Raw genomic sequence first — 12778 nt, 5'->3', positions numbered from 1 at the left:
TGCGCAATGTCATATCGCAGCGGCGTCGGGGCTTAAAGATCAAAGGGATGGCTATGGGAAAGAAGCGCAAGGACGGCAAAAAGAACAAGTCCAAGAAGAAGGACCAGACCGAGTATACGCTCGTCGATCTCTCCCCGGCTCTGACCCAGGCGGCGCGTTCCATGCGGACGGTGCTGTCGCGCAACCTGCTGGAAAGCGGCCTTTATGCCGGCCAGGATGGTGTCATTCTGTTGCTTGCCGAGAGCGATGGTATGACGGCCGGCGGCCTTGCCCAGAAGCTCGGCGTCAAGGCGCCGACGATGACGCGCACGATCGGCCGCATGGAGGCGCAGGGCTTTCTCGAGCGCAAGCCGGATGCCGAGGATGCACGCCTGACCAAGGTCTACCTCACCGACCTCGGCCGTGGCAGCGTGCAGGGGATCGAGATGGCGGCTTCGGCCTGCGACATGCTGGCGACGCAGGAGTTCTCCGAGAAGGAAATTCGCAATCTTGTCCGATTGCTGAAGGCGATCGATGCCAATCTACAAGCCGAAGCCATTCATATCGAAGAACCGGACGAAGACTGAAATTTCCCCGAAAGACGAATTGCTTCCACCGATTAAATCTTTTAATTAAACATTTTAAGGGCCGCGCCGGTTTGACGGCGGGGTCTTGCTGCTTGCGTGCTGCCTGGAGGAGGACACGTGGTCCAGAAGATCAAGCTTTCGACTATTGCCGAAACGCTCGGCATTTCAACGGCGACCGTATCGCTAGCCTTACGCGACAGTCCGCTCGTCGCCGGCAATACCCGGGAGAAGATCAAGGAACAGGCGCGCGCGCTCGGCTATATCTACAATCGCCGTGCCGCCAGTCTTCGCACCTCGCGCTCCGGCATCATCGGCGTCGTCGTGCACGACATCATGAACCCCTTCTATGGGGAGATCCTGAAGGCGATCGAAAGCGAGCTCGACCGCAGCCGCCACACCTTCATCCTTTCCAACCATTACGACAATGTCGAGAAGCAGCGCACCTTCATCGAGACGCTCCTGCAGCTCGGCGGCGACGGCGTCATCATGTCGCCGGCGATCGGTACGCCGCCTGAGGACGTGCAGCTGGCGGAAGACAACGGCATGCCGGCGATCCTCGTCGCTCGCTCGATGGAAGGGCAGGACCTGCCGACCTATCGCGGCGACGACAGCTATGGCATCTCGCTTGCCACCAACCACCTGATCGGTCTCGGTCATCGCTCGATCGCCATGATCGGCGGCACGGACCAGACATCCACCGGCCGCGATCGCTACCAGGGTTATGTCAACTCGCTGCGCAAGGCCGGCATCGAGGTCGATCCGAACTTGCGCATTCCCGGTCCGCGCTCGAAGCAGGGCGGTTTCGAGGCTGCAGTGCATTTCCTTTCGCTGCCGCAGAAGCCGACCGCAGCCGTCTGCTGGAACGATCTCGTGGCGATCGGCCTGATGAACGGCATTGCACGCGCCGGGCTAGTGCCGGGACGCGATATTTCCGTCACCGGTTATGACGATCTCGAGGAGGCCTCCATCGCCACCCCGGCGCTGACGACCGTCTGGAACGGTCAGGCCGAGGTCGGGCGCCTGGCCGCCCGGGCGCTGCTCGATCGCCTTGCCGGCAGTCATGAGCCTGATGGCATGCATCTGATCAAGCCGGAAATGCGCATTCGCCAGTCCACCAGTCCCCATCGGCCCCGCGCCTGAACCACGACCGCCATCCAAGAGGAAAAGCCATGTCCCGCATCGCCATTCTCGTTCCTGGGAAGATACACGAGCGTGTTCTTGCAAGGCTGAAGGATCGTTTTGAGATTATTGCCGTCGCACGCGAGGAGAAGCTTGCGCTGGACGGCGAGACCGCCGGCCGCATCCGCGGCGTCGCCGTTTCCGGCTCCTTCCCGGGCGCCTGGATGGAGCAGCTGCCGCATGCTGAAGTGATCGCCAATTTCGGTGTCGGTTATGACGGCGTCGACGTGAAACATGCTGCCGAAAAGGGCATCATCGTCACCAATACGCCTGATGTGCTGAACGACGAGGTCGCCGATACGGCGATCGGCCTACTGCTGAACACGGTTCGCGAACTGCCGCGGGCCGAAGCCTGGCTGCGTGCGGGCAACTGGAAGCCGGGCACGGCCTATCCGCTGTCGCGCTTCTCGCTCAAGGGCCGCCATGTCGGGCTTTATGGCCTTGGCCGCATCGGGCTCGAAATCGCCAAGCGGCTGGAGCCGTTCAAGGTGAAGATCAGCTATCACACGCGTTCGCGCCATGCCGACGTGTCCTACGACTATCACCCGACGTTAAAGGGGCTGGCGGAAGCGGTGGATACGCTGATCGCCATCGTTCCGAAGACGCCGCAGACTCACAAGACGATCGATGCGGATGTTCTGGCAGCACTCGGCCCTAACGGCATTCTCGTCAATGTCGGCCGTGGCTGGACGGTGGACGAGGCGGCGCTGAGTGCCGCCCTTGCCTCCGGCGCGCTCGGGGCTGCCGGCCTCGACGTCTTCTATGAAGAGCCGACAGTACCGGCCGACCTGCTTGAACCGACCAATGCCGTGCTGCTGCCGCATGTCGCCTCCGCATCCGTGCCGACGCGCAATGCGATGGCCGATCTCGTCGCCGACAATCTCATTGCCTGGTTCGAGAAGGGTGCGGCTTTGACGCCGGTGCCGGAGACGCCGCAGAAGGCTTAGGCGCGGGTTGGTTCGGCGGACGATGCTTGCTGCCAAGCAACAGACATAGCGCTTCGCGGGCGCCTGGAATCAGGCGATCGCCTGCGCGGAGATGACCGGCAGCTTGGCGGCGGCATAGGCGCGGACGGCGTCGCCGAAAGCGGCGAACAGCTGGTTCGAGGACTTGTCGGTTTCAGCCCAATATTCCGGATGCCATTGCACGCCGACGGCGAAAGCCTTGGCGTCGATAACGGAAACGGCCTCCACCGTGCCGTCCTCGGCGATCGCTTCCACCTGCAGGCGTGGGGCGGTTCTGGCGATTGCCTGGCGATGCAGGGAATTCACGCGGATCTCGCCCGGACCGAGAATGCCTGCGATGCAGGAACCTTCCTTGACGTGGACGGTCTGGCGAATGGCGTACATGCCGTCCCGGTCGACGCCTTCCGGCCGGCGATGGTCCCAGATGCCGGGCTGCTCCTGGATCTCGCTTGCCAGCGAGCCGCCGAGGGCGACATTCAGCTCCTGGATGCCGCGGCAGATGGCGAGCAGCGGGATGGCGCGGTCGATGGCGCGGCGGATGAGCGGCAGGCTGGTGGCGTCGCGGGCGGGGTCGAAGGGGCCGTCCTTGTCATTCGCCTCGGCACCGTAGAGGGAGGGATGAACATTGCTGGCCGAACCCGAGACCAGCAGGCCGTCGACGCGGTCGAGGATCGCGTCGGTATCGTAGCCCTCCTCGAAAGCGGGGATGATGAAGGCCATGACACCGGATGCGTTCAATGCGGCGCGCAGATATTGATGCTGCACGGCATGCCAGGTCGCGCCGTCGAAGCTACGGATATCGGCAGGAATGGCAACGATCGGTTTCGTCATATCAGCCCCGGTCAAAATCTTTATTCTCGTCGTTTCTTCCGCCTGAACGGCTGTCAAGTCAACGCTTGGCTGTATCAGGCGGCCAAATTGCGACGGAAGCGGCGCTCTGCCTTTCCGGTTTACCGCTAAGCCGCTGATTCTGATGGATACGTGCGCGTTGCCTTATTGCCGTCTTGATGCCAAAGGCTAATAGACTAAAGCTTGAATCGCGGCTTGCGCCATGCTTAGCTTTGCCCTTGCTGCGGGTAGGGGTGAGATTGGCCGCGCAGTGTCATCTATATGGGAGGTTTTTGATGGATCGTCGTTCGTTTTTCAAGAAGGCGGGAACCGCCAGCGCCGGTGCGGTTGCCGCAACGGCATTGGCAGCGCCTGCGATCGCGCAGGAGAATCCGAAGATCGCGTGGCGCATGACGTCGTCGTTTCCGAAGAGCTTGGATACGATCTATGGCGGAGCCGAGGATATCGCCAAGCATGTTGCCGCCGCGACGGACGGCAATTTCACGATCCAGCCCTTCGCGGCCGGTGAAATCGTGCCCGGCCTGCAGGCCGTCGATGCCGTTGCCGCGGGTACGGTTGAGGCAGCCCACACCACTTCCTATTATTTTGTCGGCAAGGACCCGACCTATGCCATCGGAACGGCCATTCCGTTCGGGCTGAACAGCCGCCTGACCAATGCCTGGTACTATGAAGGCAACGGCAATAAGCTGATGAACGAATTTTATGCCACACAGGGCATGTATGCGCTGCCGGCAGGCAATACCGGTGCGCAGATGGGCGGCTGGTTCCGCAAGGAAATCAACACGCTCGATGACCTCAAGGGTGTCAAGATGCGTATTGCCGGTCTCGCCGGCCGCGTCATGGAGAAGGTCGGCGTCATCCCGCAGCAGATCGCCGGCGGCGACATCTATCCGGCGCTGGAAAAAGGCACGATCGATGCGGCGGAATTCGTCGGCCCCTATGATGACCTGAAGCTCGGCTTCCACAAGGTGGCGAAGTACTACTATTATCCCGGCTGGTGGGAAGGTGGCCCGACGGTGCATGGGTTCTTCAATCTCGAAAAATGGAGCAGCCTGCCCAAGCATTATCAGGCAGCGCTGACCGACGCCTGCGCTTTCGCCAACACCAACATGCTGGCGAAGTACGACACGAAGAACCCGACCGCGCTGAAGCAGTTGGTGGCGGAAGGCGCGACGCTGCGCCCGTTCAGTCAAGAGATCATGGAAGCCTGCTTCCAGGCGGCGACGGGCATCTACAGCGAAATCTCGGGCACGAACCAGTATTTCAAGAAGATCTACGACGACCAGACCGCCTTCAAGCGGGATGCCTATCTCTGGATGCAGCTGTCGGAATACACCTTTGACACGTTCATGATGATCCAGCAGCGGGCCGGGAAGCTTTAAGGCTTTCCGCCGGCAGGCTCGGCGCTTCAGACGAATGCGATGCCAGAACCCCGGATTTCCGTCCGGGGTTTTGTTTTTGCTGGACTATTTTGCCGGTGGCGGCGGTGCTCCCGGCAGGCCGTTCAGTGGCGGCAGGGTCAGGCCGGGGATCTGCGGTGAGCCATTGCCGCCGCCGCCCATCGGCGGCAGGCCGAGCTGGCCGCCGAAGCCCGGGACTTCGATCTTGATCGAGTTCGGGTCGACCTTCGGACCGTGATCCAGCCAATAGGTTACCGATTGCGGCCAGAAGATCACGATCGCCACCAGGATCAGCTGCATGCCGACCCAGGGGAGAGCACCCATGTAAATATCCGAGGTCTTGACGTCCTTGCTGGCGATGGAGCGCAGGTAGAAGAGCGCGAAGCCGAAGGGCGGGTGCATGAAGCTCGTCTGCATGTTGACGCAGATCAGGACGCCGAACCAGATCAGGTCGATGCCGAGACTGGAGGCGACCGGTGCGAGCATCGGGATGACGATGAAGGCGATCTCGAAGAAATCGAGGAAGAAGGCGAGCACGAAGATGAAGATGTTGACGAAGATCAGGAAGCCGACCGGGCCGCCGGGAATGCCCGACAGCATGTGCTCGATCCAGCGCGAGCCGTCCATGCCCTGGAAAACCAGGCTGAAACAGGTGGAGCCGATCAGGATCATCACCACCATGGAGGTGATGTGCGTGGTCGATGCCATTGCCTCGCGGATCAGCGGCCAGGTGAGGCGCCGGTTCATGGCGGCAAGCAGCATGGCGCCGACGACACCGAGCGCGCCTGCCTCTGTCGGCGTCGCAAGGCCCATGAAGATCGTGCCGAGCACCAGGAAAATCAGGACGATCGAGGGCACCATGCCCATCAGCACTTTCACGAGCAGCGCCCAGTTGAAGTCGCCGCGCACCTCCTTTGGCAGCGGCGGCATCGATTTCGGCCTGATGATCGACAACACCAGGATGAAGAGCACGAAGATCGTCACCTGCAGGATCGAGGGGCCGATCGCGCCGAGATACATGTCACCGACCGACCTGCCGAGCTGATCGGCAAGAACGACGAGCACCAGCGAGGGCGGGATCACCTGGGTGATCGTGCCCGAGGCGGCGATGACGCCGGTGGCAAGGCGCGGATTGTAGCCATAGCGCAGCATGATCGGCAGCGAGATCACCCCCATGGTGATGACGGAGGCGGCTACCGTTCCGGTGATCGCGCCCAGCACGGCGCCGACGAGGATAACGGCATAGGCGAGGCCGCCGGGAATGCCGCCGAAGAGTTTGCCGGTGCCTTCGAGCAGATCCTCGGCAAGCCCGCAGCGCTCCAGTATCGCGCCCATGAAGGTGAAGAAGGGGATGGCGAGCAAGAGGTCGTTGGAAAGGATGCCGAAGAAGCGCAGCGGCAGAGCCTGCAGGAAGACTTCGCCGAAATGGCCGGTGACGATGCCGACGATGCCGAAAAACAGGCCGACGGCGGCGAGCGAAAAGGCGACCGGAAAGCCGTAGAGCATGAAGATGACCATGCCCAGGAACATGGCCGGCGGGATGATGCCGAAATCAAACAAGTCCGTTTCTCCCAGCCCGCGCTACTGCAGCGGTTTTTCGTATTTTGTATCGATGCTGATATGGCCGGTAACGGCTGCGATCCGCTTGATCAGTTCGGAAACCCCCTGAAGGGAAAGCAGCGCGAAGCCGGCGACGAGGATCAGCTTGACGGGCCATCGGATGAGCCCGCCGGCGTTGCCCGATATTTCTCCCTGCTGGTAGGATAGTGCGAAGAACGGCCAGCAGATCCAGGTGAGGAAGACGCATGCGGGAAGGAGGAAGAGGATGAGGCCGACGATGTCGATCCAGATCTTCGCCCTGTCGGAAACCGAACCATAGATCAGGTCGACGCGGACATGCTCGTTGTTGCGCAACGCATGCGAGGCGCCGAGCATGACGACGAAGGCGAAGAGATACCACTGGATCTCGAGCCAGCCGTTCGAACTGTAGTTGAAGGCATAGCGGACGATGGCGTTTCCGGCGCTGATCAGACAGCAGAACAGCACCATATATTCGGAAATTTTGCCCATGAACTGACTGATCGAATCGATCAGCCGGCTTGCTGCCAGAAGTACCGACATTCGCCTCCCCTGTTCTTGTCCTGCCGGTTTTCCGGCAGCTTTTCCCTCTTGCAATCGATGTAGACCACGGCCTTTGAAATTGGAAGGATAAATGCCTCGCGTTGGAGTATAGTCTTAGACGCACCGGCCCCGCGGTATGGCCATCAAATATTTCGACAACCCAGGCGTGGATAAATTATTTCAATAATCTCGCCAGTAGGCTGCATTAACGCGCGTAAGCTGTGCGGTTCATCCTATGGTTTTAGAAAATTTGACCAAATGTTTGATTCCATTGAAATCAATTTTTAAAGGGTTGGGCTTAGAATTCCCGCGCACAGGGAAAGTGTGGATGAAGCCAGATAACCCGAACAGGGTCCCTTTAGATGTGTATCTGTCGTTTGTGAGTTCCCTTTCCGGGAACCGCATGACGCTGCTTGCTGGCGTGATCGTGCATGTTGCGACCTGCCTTGCCGTTGCTGCCAAGACGCAGTCCTTCGTCTACATCCTGCTGTCGGTCTCCTTCCTCCTGGTCTTCTGCGTTCGCATGGTCGTCTTCCGGCAGTTCGATCGCGTCGACAAGGAGAGCCTGTCGCACGCCGGGATCGAGCGTTGGGAAAGGATCCTGGTTGCCGGCGCGGCCTGCACCACCGCGCTGCTTGGCATCGCCAGCGGATACGCCATCTTCGTGGTCCACGATTCCTTTGCGGAACTTGCCTGCATTGCCGTCACTATGGCGACCATGGTTTCGGTTGTCGGCCGCAATTACGGTTCGCGCCTGGCGGTCGACCTCCAGACCTTCTCCTGCTGTCTGCCGATGATCGTCTGCAGCCTGTTGGCGCTGGATTTCTATCGTGGCCTGCTGTCGATCTTCCTCATTCCGTTCTGGCTGACGACGCGGGCCATGGCGAACGGCGTGCGCGAGTTCCTCTATGAGAATGTCATCGCGCGCCGGGAAATCACCATCATCGCCGACCGCTTCGACACGGCGCTCAACAACATGCCGCATGGCCTGGTGATGGTCGATGCCGAAAACCGTATCCAGGTCGTCAATCGCAAGGCCTGCGAGCTTCTGAAGATCGGTGCGCCGGAGCGGTTGAAGGATCGCGAACTCGGCGCCGTGCTGCGCTACGGTGCGCGCTACAGCTTCATGGACGCCTCGCAGCCGGAGCTCATTCTGCGCCAGCTCACCCAGGTCGCCGAAGGCAACCTGTCGCGCACGCTCATTCATTTCCCCGAGGGCCTGTCGCTCGAATTCTCCGCCAGCCGAAGGGCCGACGGCGGCGCCGTGCTGATCTTCGAGGACGTGTCCAGCCGGGTGAAGGCCGAGCAGAAGATCATGCACATGGTCCGCTTCGATGCGCTGACTGGCCTGCCGAACCGCGAATATTTCGGCCAGCTGGTGCAGGAGTATCTCGCCAAACATCAAAGGAAGTCCGGGCCGCTCGGCTTCATGGTCCTCGATATCGACGAATTCAAACATGTCAACGACATGCGCGGCCACGTTACGGGCGACCACCTGCTCTGCGCCATCGCCGCCCGCATCAAGCAGGCCTCCGGCAACGCCATCCTCGGCCGGTTGATGGGAGACCAGTTCATCCTGTTCTTCCCGCATGCCAAGGACCCGGCTTCGCTCGACGTCGAGATCCGCCGCGTGCACGCCGCAATCCAGGGCAATTACGCGGTCGACGAGCTGACCTTCCTGGTTTCGCTCAGCGCCGGCTACGCGATTCTCGAAAGTGCCGCGTTTGCGATGGATGAATGGAGCGTCAAGGCGGATCTGGCGCTGTTTGAAAGCAAGTCGCGCTTCAAGGGCGGCATATCAGGCTTCGAGCGGGAGATGGATGGCCGCTATATCGAGCAGCAGAAGCTGAAGGCGGATCTGCGCGAGGCTGTCTCGGCGCAGGCGTTGCATCTCGCCTTCCAGCCGATGTTCCGGTCCGACGGATCGCGGATCGAATGCGCCGAGGCGTTGGCGCGCTGGGTTCATCCGGAGAAGGGCTCGATCCCGCCCGACGTCTTCATCCGGCTCGCCGAGGATATGGGCATCATCTCCGACATCACCCGCTTCGTCCTGTTCAAGGCGTGCAGCGAATGCATGAACTGGCCCGAACATATCGCCGTCTCGGTCAATCTCTCGGCGCGGGATCTGCGCGATGCCGATATTCTTTCGGTGGTCGCCGAAGCACTTGCCCATTCCGGCCTCGACGCAGCGCGGCTGCATCTCGAAGTCACCGAAAGCTGCCTGATCGACGAGCCGGCGGCCGTGCGCGCCATCCTGGCGGAGCTCAGGGCCCGCGGCATCACCATCGCTATCGACGATTTCGGTACCGGCTTCTCCAGCCTCAGCTATCTCGACACGCTGCCGCTCGATATCGTCAAGATCGATCGCTCCTTCGTGCGCAACATCGTCGAGGATAGCCGCCGCCTGAAGCTGCTGCGCGGCACGGTCCATCTCGCCCGCGAACTGGGCCTGAAGATCGTCATCGAAGGCGTCGAAACCGAGGAACAGCTCGCACTGCTCAACAAGCACCGCAGCGCCGATCTTGTTCAGGGCTACGTTTTCTCGCCGCCCGTGCCTTCCCAGAATATCCCGCTGTTGCAACACGGCATCGGCCGCCGCGTCGTGCAACGCCGCCGCAGCAAGGTCGCCTGAGCGGTCTCAACGGACAGTTTTCCCCCTGAAGAGCGCGTTCCGCGTTAACCTTAACGATTTAAAAACGGCCGAAATTATCGGATTTCCTTGCCTAAATGTTGCTGGCGTATGATTAATGATCCGTTAACGAGCGGATCGAGAAATGTCAGAGACACTGTTCAAGCGTAGTGATTTCAGCACAAAAATTTTGGAAGTTTTGGATCATGTCGAGTATCGCCGCGTCGAAAGCAGCGAAGACATGGAGCAGGTAGAACGGTTGCGCTACAAGGCCTATAAGGCCCATGACGTGCTGGCGCTCGCCCCGAAAGGGCTGCTGGACGACAGCGATTTCGACAGCCACGCCTATATCTTCGGTCTGTATTATTATGGGGAACTGGTCAGTACGATCCGGGTTCATTATGTGACACCGGAACATCGTCTCAGTCAGTCCGGTGGCGCCTTTCCCGAGGCGATGGATGAACTTCTGGATGCGGGGCTGACCTTGATCGATCCGGCGCGTTTCGCAGCCGACCCCGAACTCACCGCCGATCTGCCGTGGGTTCCCTATCTGACGCTAAGGCCCACCATCGTGGCGGCGGCGTATTTCCGTGCCGACCGCGTTCTTCAGTTCGTTCGGCCGCCGCATGCGGCCTTCTACAAGCGGGTCTTTTATGCCGATACGGTCGTGCCCGGCCGGCTGGCGAAAAATTACGGGATCGACATGACGCTGATGGCGACGAATGTGATCGAGGTCGGACGAAAGCTGCTGACGCGCTATCCCTTCTTCATCTCCAGCGCCAGCGAGCAGCGCATGATGTTTTCGCGCAATCCCAACGACACCTTGCCGCCGCTCACCATCATTCCGACGGCGCGTTTCGTGCCGCAAGGCGAACTCGGCACCGACCTGCCGCTGTAATTTGCCCTCGTCCCCGACGGCGAGACGATCTTCGCCGGCGCAAATGAGGTGGACGACGGACGCAGGCGATATCGGCCGTCCTCAGGTCATATTCCGGGCCTCTGACATGGCGGTTGCCACACGCGCCTGCGGCATTCTCATGCATTGCGCTTTCGCCTGTCATTGTGTAATCCCTGCACGTAGGGATTTCCCTCGCCTAGAGGGAAATTAGGCAGCGCAGAGGCATTTCAGGGAGACGATATTTATGGCCGAACATCATACCGGACCGGTCGAGACCGGCGCGCCGATGGATTACAAAGAACATGAAAAGACCTACGACATGTTCATCGCCGGCGCGAAATACGGCTCGATGCTTCTCATCGTCCTCCTGCTTGCGATGACCGCCGGTTTCTTCGGCGGCGCCGGCCTTCTTGGCGGCCTCTTCGTCTTCATCATTCTTCTCGCCGCCGGCATCTTCCTGTTCCGCTGACCGCGTGGATTCAGAGGGTCAGAGCGTCCTTTGTGCGTCCGAAAGGACGCGCGGCGCTCTGAGGGGAGGAGAGCTTCTCTGAAGCTTTGTGAATTAGATGCTTGGCCCGCGCAGGGGAGCCTGCGGCGGTCTGGCTGACCCGGAGGAGGGGGCAGTTGGGCAATATCGTTTTCGTTGCAAGGGAAATCACGGGCGAGGAGACACGTGTCGCCGCTTCCCCCGAGACCGTGAAGAAGATGAAGAGTTTCGGCTTCGACGTCATCGTCGAAGCCGGTGCTGGTGCAGCTTCACGCATTCCGGACGGAGAATTCGAGACCGCGGGTGCCAGGATCGGCAGTTTTGCGGATGCAGCCTCCGCCGACGTGGTGCTGAAGGTGCGCCGGCCCAGCGGATCGGAAATCTCCGGCTATAAAAGCGGCGCGGTCATCATCGCCATCATGGATCCCTACGGCAATGACGAAGCGATCGCGGCTTTGGCAAGCGCGGGGCTTTCGGCTTTCGCGATGGAACTGATGCCGCGCATTACCCGCGCCCAGTCTATGGATGTACTTTCGTCCCAGGCCAATCTCGCCGGTTACCAGGCCGTCATCGAGGCGGCGGCGGTTTATGACCGCGCCATGCCGATGATGATGACGGCGGCCGGCACCGTGCCGGCCGCCAAGGTCTTCGTCATGGGCGCCGGCGTCGCGGGTCTTCAGGCGATCGCGACCGCGCGCCGCCTCGGCGCGGCGGTCTCGGCCACTGACGTTCGGCCCGCCGCCAAGGAGCAGGTCGCCTCGCTGGGCGCCAAGTTCATCGCCGTCGAGGACGAGGAGTTCAAGGCGGCGGAAACGGCCGGCGGCTATGCCAAGGAAATGTCCGCCGACTATCAGGCGAAGCAGGCGGCTCTGGTTGCCGAACACATCGCCAAGCAGGATATCGTCATCACCACCGCGCTGATCCCCGGTCGTGCGGCGCCGCGGCTCGTTTCGCACACCATGCTCGCCTCGATGAAATCAGGTGCGGTCGCCGTCGACCTTGCGGTCGAGCGCGGCGGCAATATCGAGGGTGTCGTCCCCGGCGAGATCGCCGATATCGAAGGCGTCAGGGTGATCGGTTTCGCCAACATGCCGGGCCGGGTTGCGGCCAGCGCCTCGGCGCTCTACGCCAAGAACCTCGTCACCTTCCTCGAGACCATGGTCAACAAGGAAACCCGGAGCGTCGTCGTCAATCTCGACGACGAGCTGGTCAAGGCGACGATGCTGACCTATGCCGGCGACGTGGTTCATCCCGCCTTCGGCGGCGCGAAGAAGGGAGACATCTGATGGCCAGTGAAGCAATGGACAGAGCGCTGGAGCAGCTCGACCAGGCGGTGACCGCCGTCATCACGGCGGCGGCCCAGGCACCGGAAGCGGCAAGTGCTGCGACCGGCGGGGCGATCGATCCCTTCGTCTTCCAGCTCGCCATCTTCGTATTGTCGATCTTCGTCGGCTATTACGTCGTGTGGTCGGTGACGCCGGCGCTGCATACGCCGCTGATGGCCGTCACCAATGCGATCTCCTCCGTCATCGTCGTCGGCGCGCTCCTGGCGGTCGGCATCTCGACCAGCGGGCTTGCGACCGGTTTCGGCTTCGTGGCTCTCGTGCTCGTCTCGGTGAACATCTTCGGCGGCTTCCTCGTCACGCAGCGGATGCTTTCGATGTACCGCAAGAAGGACCGGTGA

The 12778-nt window shown here is 61.2% G+C and carries 12 protein-coding genes; 9 read left to right on the top strand and 3 right to left on the bottom strand.

Going from position 1 to position 12778, the window contains the following annotated elements; translation table 11 throughout:
• The first annotated feature begins 53 nt into the window (after positions 1 to 53).
• The 3 genes from ACD590_RS19095 to ACD590_RS19085 all read left to right on the top strand — a co-directional run bounded on the left by ACD590_RS19095 (position 54) and on the right by ACD590_RS19085 (position 2692).
• A complete protein-coding gene (locus ACD590_RS19095; RefSeq protein ID WP_018243593.1) occupies positions 54 to 566 on the top strand; it encodes a MarR family winged helix-turn-helix transcriptional regulator in 513 nt (170 codons plus the stop codon).
• Positions 567 to 683: 117 nt separating this feature from the next.
• Entirely contained in the window at positions 684 to 1706 is a 1023-nt protein-coding gene (locus ACD590_RS19090) for a LacI family DNA-binding transcriptional regulator (protein ID WP_003542973.1), read from the top strand.
• Positions 1707 to 1735: 29 nt separating this feature from the next.
• The gene (locus ACD590_RS19085) at positions 1736 to 2692 is read left to right on the top strand and encodes a 2-hydroxyacid dehydrogenase (protein ID WP_439003169.1); all 957 of its coding nucleotides are present in this window, start codon (positions 1736 to 1738) and stop codon (positions 2690 to 2692) included.
• A gap of 69 nt (positions 2693 to 2761) precedes the next feature.
• Here the strand turns inward: ACD590_RS19085 and ACD590_RS19080 are convergent, their stop codons facing one another.
• The gene (locus tag ACD590_RS19080; RefSeq protein ID WP_018243591.1) at positions 2762 to 3541 is read right to left on the bottom strand and encodes a gamma-glutamyl-gamma-aminobutyrate hydrolase family protein; all 780 of its coding nucleotides are present in this window, start codon (positions 3539 to 3541) and stop codon (positions 2762 to 2764) included.
• Positions 3542 to 3834: 293 nt separating this feature from the next.
• On the opposite strand from ACD590_RS19080, the gene ACD590_RS19075 reads away from it, so the two are divergent.
• Positions 3835 to 4941 carry a TRAP transporter substrate-binding protein gene (locus tag ACD590_RS19075; RefSeq protein WP_018243590.1) on the top strand — a complete coding sequence of 369 codons (1107 nt, stop codon included), beginning with the start codon at positions 3835 to 3837 and terminating at the stop codon, positions 4939 to 4941.
• An 84-nt stretch (positions 4942 to 5025) separates the two neighbouring features.
• Here ACD590_RS19075 and ACD590_RS19070 read toward each other — a convergent pair whose 3' ends face one another.
• Together ACD590_RS19070 and ACD590_RS19065 are read right to left on the bottom strand one after the other, a co-directional pair.
• The gene (locus ACD590_RS19070; protein ID WP_018243589.1) at positions 5026 to 6519 is read right to left on the bottom strand and encodes a TRAP transporter large permease; all 1494 of its coding nucleotides are present in this window, start codon (positions 6517 to 6519) and stop codon (positions 5026 to 5028) included.
• 21 nt (positions 6520 to 6540) lie between these two features.
• On the bottom strand, positions 6541 to 7080 hold the full coding sequence (locus ACD590_RS19065; RefSeq protein ID WP_047622406.1) for a TRAP transporter small permease subunit: 540 nt from the start codon (positions 7078 to 7080) through the stop codon (positions 6541 to 6543).
• A 328-nt stretch (positions 7081 to 7408) separates the two neighbouring features.
• Here ACD590_RS19065 and ACD590_RS19060 point away from each other — a divergent pair, with 328 nt between their 5' ends.
• The 5 genes from ACD590_RS19060 (at position 7409) to ACD590_RS19040 (ending at position 12778) form a co-directional block, all read left to right on the top strand.
• Positions 7409 to 9712 carry a putative bifunctional diguanylate cyclase/phosphodiesterase gene (locus tag ACD590_RS19060; protein ID WP_439003168.1) on the top strand — a complete coding sequence of 768 codons (2304 nt, stop codon included), beginning with the start codon at positions 7409 to 7411 and terminating at the stop codon, positions 9710 to 9712.
• A gap of 142 nt (positions 9713 to 9854) precedes the next feature.
• The gene (locus ACD590_RS19055; RefSeq protein ID WP_003542957.1) at positions 9855 to 10607 is read left to right on the top strand and encodes an N-acyl amino acid synthase FeeM domain-containing protein; all 753 of its coding nucleotides are present in this window, start codon (positions 9855 to 9857) and stop codon (positions 10605 to 10607) included.
• 244 nt (positions 10608 to 10851) lie between these two features.
• Positions 10852 to 11076, top strand: coding sequence for an aa3-type cytochrome c oxidase subunit IV (locus ACD590_RS19050; protein ID WP_018243586.1), 225 nt, complete (start codon positions 10852 to 10854; stop codon positions 11074 to 11076).
• Positions 11077 to 11231: 155 nt separating this feature from the next.
• The gene (locus tag ACD590_RS19045; RefSeq protein WP_193444315.1) at positions 11232 to 12380 is read left to right on the top strand and encodes a Re/Si-specific NAD(P)(+) transhydrogenase subunit alpha; all 1149 of its coding nucleotides are present in this window, start codon (positions 11232 to 11234) and stop codon (positions 12378 to 12380) included.
• Positions 12380 to 12778 carry a proton-translocating transhydrogenase family protein gene (locus tag ACD590_RS19040; RefSeq protein ID WP_003542949.1) on the top strand — a complete coding sequence of 133 codons (399 nt, stop codon included), beginning with the start codon at positions 12380 to 12382 and terminating at the stop codon, positions 12776 to 12778. The genes ACD590_RS19045 and ACD590_RS19040 overlap by 1 nt, the downstream gene beginning before the upstream one ends.

The organism is Rhizobium sp. 862_C5_N1_2, assembly GCF_051811205.1.
Taxonomy (GTDB): Bacteria; Pseudomonadota; Alphaproteobacteria; order Rhizobiales; family Rhizobiaceae; genus Rhizobium; species Rhizobium leguminosarum.
The sequence above is the reverse complement of the archived record's forward strand: the minus strand, read 5'-3'. Positions and strand labels throughout refer to the sequence as shown.